This window comes from Streptomyces sp. SID3212 (genome assembly GCF_009865405.1).
Lineage (GTDB): Bacteria > Actinomycetota > Actinomycetes > Streptomycetales > Streptomycetaceae > Streptomyces.
The window spans coordinates 1-904 of the sequence record NZ_WWJY01001032.1 but is presented as its reverse complement, the minus strand read 5'-3'; the positions used below and the strand labels follow the sequence as shown (position 1 = coordinate 904).

Genomic DNA, 904 nt, shown 5'->3' with positions numbered 1-904 from the left:
CGAGGACGCGGGCCGGCTGCGGGACGCACTGGGCACCGCCCTGCCCGTCGGCGTCCCCGAGGCGTTCACCGAACCGGTCAAGGACCCCCTGGGTGATCTCCTCGCCCGCTTCGCCCGTACGCACGGCCCGTTCACCTCGTCCCAGGCCGCCGCGCGCTTCGGCCTCGGCGCGGCGGTCACGGACGGCGCGCTGCAACGCCTCGCGGCCGGCGGCCGGGTCGTCCAGGGCGAGTTCCACCCCTCGGGCATCGGCCAGGAGTGGTGCGACGCCACGGTCCTGCGCCGGCTGAGACGCCGCTCGCTCGCCGCCCTGCGCCAGGAGCTGGAGCCGGTCGCGCCCGCCGCGCTCGCTACCTTCCTCCCCCAGTGGCAGCACCTGGGGAGCCACAGCCTGCGCGGGATCGACGGACTCGCCCGCGCCGTGGAGCAGTTGCAGGGGGCGCCGGTCCCGGCCTCGGCCCTGGAGCGGCTGATCCTGCCGTCCCGGGTCAGCGGCTACACCCCGGCGCTGCTGGACGAACTGACCACCACGGGCGAGGTGCTGTGGGCGGGCGCGGGCGCGCTCTCCGGCAAGGACGGCTGGGTCTCGCTCCATCTCGCCGACACGGCCCCGCTGTTGCTGGCGCCCCCGCACCCCCTGGAGCTGAGCGCCCTCCACGAATCCGTCCTCACGATCCTCTCGGGCGGCTACGGCCTGTTCTTCCGCCAGATCGCCGACCAGGTCCGCGCCACCACCCACCCGGACGCTGCCGATCCGCACCTGGCCGACGTCCTCTGGGACCTGTCCTGGTCCGGCCGGCTCACCAACGACACCCTCGCGCCCCTGCGCGCGCTGCTCGGCTCGGGCCGCACGGCGGGTTCCACCGCCCACCGGGCCAGGCGCCCGGTCCCGCGCGGGCGGTAC

Annotated in this window: 1 pseudogene; it reads left to right on the top strand. The window is 76.2% G+C overall.

Annotated features, from left to right (window positions below):
* Nucleotides 1-904: pseudogene (locus tag GT042_RS30505) on the top strand (DEAD/DEAH box helicase); the annotation flags it as partial.